The 5,469-nt window shown below is 38.5% G+C and carries 7 protein-coding genes; 3 read left to right on the top strand and 4 right to left on the bottom strand.

Annotated features, from left to right (window positions below; translation table 11 throughout):
• Window positions 1-109: 109 nt before the first annotated feature.
• Window positions 110-433 (top strand): hypothetical protein, encoded by a 324-nt coding sequence (locus tag V7164_RS02145; protein WP_335344407.1) that lies wholly within the window; start codon window positions 110-112, stop codon window positions 431-433.
• Window positions 434-469: 36 nt separating this feature from the next.
• Here the strand turns inward: V7164_RS02145 and V7164_RS02140 are convergent, their stop codons facing one another.
• The 3 genes from V7164_RS02140 to V7164_RS02130 form a co-directional block, all read right to left on the bottom strand.
• Window positions 470-1,651 carry an MDR family MFS transporter gene (locus tag V7164_RS02140; RefSeq protein ID WP_335344406.1) on the bottom strand — a complete coding sequence of 394 codons (1,182 nt, stop codon included), beginning with the start codon at window positions 1,649-1,651 and terminating at the stop codon, window positions 470-472.
• 205 nt (window positions 1,652-1,856) lie between these two features.
• The gene (locus tag V7164_RS02135) at window positions 1,857-2,018 is read right to left on the bottom strand and encodes a glycogen biosynthesis protein GlgD (RefSeq protein WP_335344405.1); all 162 of its coding nucleotides are present in this window, start codon (window positions 2,016-2,018) and stop codon (window positions 1,857-1,859) included.
• Window positions 2,019-2,033: 15 nt separating this feature from the next.
• Window positions 2,034-2,297 carry a YtzC family protein gene (locus tag V7164_RS02130; RefSeq protein ID WP_335344404.1) on the bottom strand — a complete coding sequence of 88 codons (264 nt, stop codon included), beginning with the start codon at window positions 2,295-2,297 and terminating at the stop codon, window positions 2,034-2,036.
• 170 nt (window positions 2,298-2,467) lie between these two features.
• Between V7164_RS02130 and V7164_RS02125 the strand changes: the two genes are divergently transcribed.
• Both V7164_RS02125 and V7164_RS02120 read left to right on the top strand, forming a co-directional pair.
• Entirely contained in the window at window positions 2,468-3,436 is a 969-nt protein-coding gene (locus tag V7164_RS02125) for a TIGR01212 family radical SAM protein (RefSeq protein ID WP_335353320.1), read from the top strand.
• Window positions 3,433-4,005 carry a class I SAM-dependent methyltransferase gene (locus V7164_RS02120; RefSeq protein ID WP_335344403.1) on the top strand — a complete coding sequence of 191 codons (573 nt, stop codon included), beginning with the start codon at window positions 3,433-3,435 and terminating at the stop codon, window positions 4,003-4,005. Before V7164_RS02125 ends, V7164_RS02120 begins: the two co-directional genes overlap by 4 nt.
• A 246-nt stretch (window positions 4,006-4,251) precedes the next feature.
• Here V7164_RS02120 and V7164_RS02115 read toward each other — a convergent pair whose 3' ends face one another.
• Window positions 4,252-5,346, bottom strand: a complete 1,095-nt coding sequence (locus tag V7164_RS02115) for a tetraprenyl-beta-curcumene synthase family protein (RefSeq protein ID WP_335353315.1) — start codon at window positions 5,344-5,346, stop codon at window positions 4,252-4,254.
• Window positions 5,347-5,469: the final 123 nt, after the last annotated feature.

Here is a 5,469-nt window from a genome sequence, read left to right as displayed (position 1 = left end):
TATACATTCCCGCTTATTTTATCGCAATTGTTAGATAATTTAATTACATAAGTATTTTTCCTCTATTTTTTGTCAAAGAAGGGAGAAAAGAGAAAATGGAGTGTTAACTATGAAAGGCATTTACTTCATTAATGAAAGACAGCATCAAGATTTAGAAGGGATCTCGCACTGTATAAGCATTATTAGTTCATTTCTGAAGGCAAATCAGATCCAAGCAATAAAACTGAATTCAAACCAGCTAAATGATTATTACACCCTTCCTCATGCTCTTCTATACGATTTAAATCAGGCAAAGATGCTATTGGATTATTTAGTGATCTATTCGAATCAAGATGTGAATGAATTTATTTATATGTATCCTGCTAAATGGGTATTATTAAAAAGCTATTTTTCGGAAGTAGTATTTGTAGAGGAACAGAGAAATAGTGGCTAATCATAATTAAAAGACCTGCAGCATTAGTGCAGGTCTTCAAGATGCGTGTGCAACGCTCTTTGTTTTTCTAATTTTTTTATCATAGATGAATGTTGTAAAAATAGAGATCACGAGTAAAACTATAATGATTGAGAATAGCATTGACATTCCGTATATATCGACAAGAATGCCCCCTAGGAGCGGTCCAATCATACGCCCTCCTGTTGCCATACTATTGACAATTCCCTGGTAGAATCCTTCTCTTCCTTTTGGTGCCAGATCATTGGCGATCGTAGGAACTGCTGGCCATACTAACATTTCGCCAATTGTTAATATAATCATTCCAGCAAGAAAAGCTGCAAACTGATGGGCTACGGAAACAACTCCAAAAGAGACTATAAAAATAATAATGCCGATATTGATCTGTGTCTTCAGAGATTTGATTCGGGACACAAGCAAGTTTATTACTGGCTGCCCTAGAACAATTAATGCTCCATTGATCGTCCAAAGCAGACTATATTGTCTTAAGGTGATATTAAGCTCCTGTGTAAAAGAGGCAATTGTCGTTTGCCACTGAACATATCCGACCCAGCATAAGCTGTAGCCAATACATAAAATTAATAAGGCATATAGCTTTGAATGGTCCTTAACAACAGACTTTTTCTTTCGAACAGAAGTATGCATACTTGACTCAATTTGAATTCCTTTATATCCGAAAACAGCAATGAAAAGAAAAGCCAAGTACATGAACGTATTAGCAATAAAGATGAGCTGAAAAGAAAAAGAAGCTACAAATCCGCCAAGGGCCGCTCCGATTGCTACACCAAGGTTCTGCGCTACGTATAGAGCATTAAAGGATTTTCTTCCGCCTTCCTTCCATACTGAACCAGCCATTGCATACATTGATGGGAAAATAATTCCTGCCCCAAATCCAACCATCGTTAAAAAGACAACATACATTGGCCAATCATGCCAAAAGGTTAACCCGATTAATGATAATAAGGATATTCCTGCTCCCAGCAGGATTGATTTATAGCCGCCAATTTTATCAAAAAGGATGCCCCCGGTTAAATTGCCAATGACACTTGCTCCAGAGTTTAACATGAGAGCAATTCCCGCAACTGATAATGATTTTCCTAAATGATCGTGAATATAGATTGTGTTTAAAGGCCATAAAAAAGAAGAGCCTGTAACATTCACCACCATCCCAATTATTAAAAGCCATAAGGCACGTGGCATGAAAAAACCCTCCTAAAATAGACCAAAATATATAAAAGTCTGCTCGACAATTAGTTCGGTTCACTAAGCAATTTTATTTCTTTTTTACTGTCCTTGCAATAGGGAATCATCTAAGCAGCCAAAACAAAGAAAATACACAATATTCCTAGAAAAGCGGAAGCCCTGTGGAACAACTAAAAAACCCTCCAGAATTGGAGGGTTTCGATTATTCAGGATGGAATTTTGATTTTACTGGCTGTCCCTTTTTTTCATACAACTTTTTTGCTTGCTTGACGATGTCGAAATCCTGACCTATCTCTAGATCTTGATTATTTATGCCATTACGGTTCTTTTGTTCAGGGTTTCTTTGTTTAGACCGTTTTTTCACCTTGAAAATCACTCCTTAATGGGGATGAATAATCATTTGATTTTGGAGCTGCTGAAGCTGCAGCCTCATGCGGTGAAGCTGTTCCCTCTGCTGGGCGTTGGCACTTAAAGCAAGTTTGGTCAGATCATTATACGCATTCTCAAGAGAATACAGAGCATCCGTAAAACCAGCATCATTGTAATGCTCTTGAGTTCTGCCTTCCTGAAGCTGGTCATTAGCGAAACGGATAGCATCCTCACATTGCTGTATTAGATTATCTACGGAGTCACGAGTAGCCATAATATCCCTCCTGAAATGAATCGGTCTTTTCAGAAGCAAAATGCTTCATTCATTAGTTTGTTCATATTTCTTTTTCCTATTTCGTAATTTTACTGGCAAAAATCGTTGATAGCCATTACATTTAAAAATAGGTTTTCTCTATTTATAGTGCTTTAAGGAGGTTTACAATGATGAATCAGATTAATCCTTTTCCCTTTGCATCTGATAATAAACGCTATCATACATGGAATTACCATTTAAGGAATCAATTTGGCCATAAGGTTTTTAAGGTTGCTCTTGATGGCGGCTTTGACTGCCCGAATCGTGACGGCACGGTCGCGCACGGAGGCTGTACATTTTGCAGTGCGGCTGGTTCTGGTGACTTTGCGGGAAACCGATCTGACGATATAGAGATACAATTTAAAGAAATTAAAGAAAAAATGCATCAGAAGTGGAAAGATGGCAAATATATGGCTTACTTCCAGGCATTTACGAATACACATGCACCCGTAGAAGTGTTAAGAAATATGTACGAAAAAGTTTTACAGTTTGAAGATGTTGTAGGGCTTTCAATTGCTACAAGGCCAGACTGCCTTCCAGATGATGTAGTGGAATATTTGGCTGAGCTTAATCAAAGAACTTATTTATGGGTTGAGCTTGGTTTGCAAACTGTACATGAAAGAACCGGATTGCTGATCAATCGTGCTCATGATTATCAATGCTATGTGGACGGTGTCAACAAGCTTCGAAAACATGGAATTCGTGTTTGTTCCCATATTATTAATGGGCTTCCACTGGAAACACCGGAAATGATGATGGAAACTGCTAGGGAGGTCGCAAAGCTAGATGTTCAAGGAATCAAAATCCACCTTCTTCATCTTTTAAAAGGAACACCAATGGTGAAGCAATATGAAAAAGGAATGCTTGAATTCTTATCATTTGACCAATATGTTAGTTTAGTCTGTGATCAACTTGAAATTCTGCCTCCTGAAATGATTATTCATCGAATTACTGGGGATGGTCCTATTGAGCTGATGATTGGTCCGATGTGGAGTGTCAATAAATGGGAGGTTCTAAACTCTATAGATGCCGAACTTAAAAGACGGAACAGCTGGCAAGGAAAATTTTATAAAGCAAGCAGTGTGGAGGTTCAAGCATGAAGCTAGATGGAGTTTTGCCTTTTGCCAGGAAACTGCTAGAAAAAGCCCTTGGTTCTGGTGACATTGCAGTCGATGCAACATTAGGAAATGGGCATGATACATTATTCTTGGCAAAATTAGTTGAAGATTCCGGTCATGTATTCGGATTTGACATACAAGAAGAAGCAATTCTCAGTACAAAAAAAAGGATAGAAGAACAGCAGCTTTCTGACCGTGTTACTTTATTTCATAATGGGCATGAACATATATTGTCCAGTATCTCAGCAGAAAATCACGGTAAAATTAAAGGTGCTATTTTTAATTTGGGCTATTTGCCAGGCGGCGACAAATCGATTGTTACAGTTCCAGACACAACTATTTCAGCGATTGAGCAGCTTCTTGAAATTATGGCTCCTGAAGGGATTATTGTCCTTGTTGTTTACCATGGCCACGAAGAAGGTGCGATTGAACGTGACGCACTCCTTCAATTTGTAAAACAGCTAGACCAAAAAAAGGCTCATGTACTTCAGTATCAATTCATTAATCAGAAGAACAATCCACCTTTCATTGTGGCGATTGAAAAAAGATAATAATTGAGTATCTAACGGATATATCACAAAAGTAGCGGATATTTCTGCGTAACTGGCGGATATATCACAAAAGTGGCGGATATTTCTGCATAACTGGCGGATATATCACAAAAGTGGCGGATATTTCTGCGTAACTGGCGGATACTAAAAAAAGTGCCGATTGATTTACCGAAAACTGACCGATTTTTCCCTTCCAAAGAGAAAAAACCTGCATTTAAGCAGGTTTTTTCAAATTTCGGCTTCAATTTACTTTAAAAATGCCCTCATAAGACCGGCTGGCATCCATTTTTGCATAGCCCGATAAGCACGTCCATTTAAATAAAAGAAAAAACTGATCATCCCGCCGGTTTTGATCATTCCTCGAGCTAGTTTCTTTACATTTCGCTGCTTTCGGACCTTTTCATCTGATAAATAAATCCCTAGCAGTCCACGGTTAATCAATTGATGAAATCGTTTATGAGGCAGGTGCTCTGTATGCTTGTCAGCTTCTTGTACAAAATGCTTCAGCCTGTCAAAAAGCTTCTCTTCACTTTCATAATAAAAACAGAAGTTTAAATCTCCGCCAGCACGATCCTCTTCCTGATCAATAAAATAATCCAATAATATATGCAAACCTTGTATGTAAGGAAAATAGCCGTTCCGAATTTTTTCTGCGTCGGCCAGCTTAAAATCATCCCTCATGGCATAAGAAACAAGGCAGAAAATACCTAATGTCGATCCAGAGCAAGCTGAAAACTCATACCACTCCATCTCTGGTATTTTTTCCTTGTATTCATCAAACCAGCCTTGAAGCCTTGGCACGCGTTCCTCCACTTTTACATGCTTATGAATCTGCAAATCACAATAATACCGGCACAATTCTAATAAATGACCGCTGATTTCTTCATAATTACCTATTTCAGATAAAACTCCTCTACAGGCTGCAGCAAGGTCAGCTAAGTAATTTCCATCTTCCTGTTCTTCTCTAAATCGGTAATAATTTTTCGGTGCAGCCTCCACCACTAAAGAATCCATCATTGATTCATGTAAAGCCTCAAAATCTTCTGGATCCAGGGATGTACTTCGGTCACATAAATTATCCAAATAATCACTGATTGTTTGATAAGCAACTATAAATTTAATCGCTTTTTCATATTTTTCTTTTGCCATTAACGCCATGATGGCGCCGCCTTCACAATGAAAGGTCTTTTGCTTTATGCTCGCTAATGCCTGTTTTCTAAGTTCTGGATCGGGAATCTCTTCCGCTCTCTTCCGCCAATAATCCAATTCCTTATGAGCTATTGGCAATATCCTACGATAAACATTTGACATTAGACTAATAGGCATAGATGGGACACTCATAGTAAAACTCACTCCTTAGAAAAGCGAAAGCGCCTCGCCCACCCCCGACAAGCATAAGACGAGCCTCCCGGAAAGGTGAGCTCTACCTTTCAAGATTGGCTTATAACCTCGAGGTCGACAAAA

This window comes from Bacillus sp. JJ1474 (assembly GCF_036965225.1).
Classification (GTDB): Bacteria; Bacillota; Bacilli; order Bacillales; family Cytobacillaceae; genus Cytobacillus.
The sequence above is the reverse complement of the archived record's forward strand: the minus strand, read 5'-3'. Positions and strand labels throughout refer to the sequence as shown.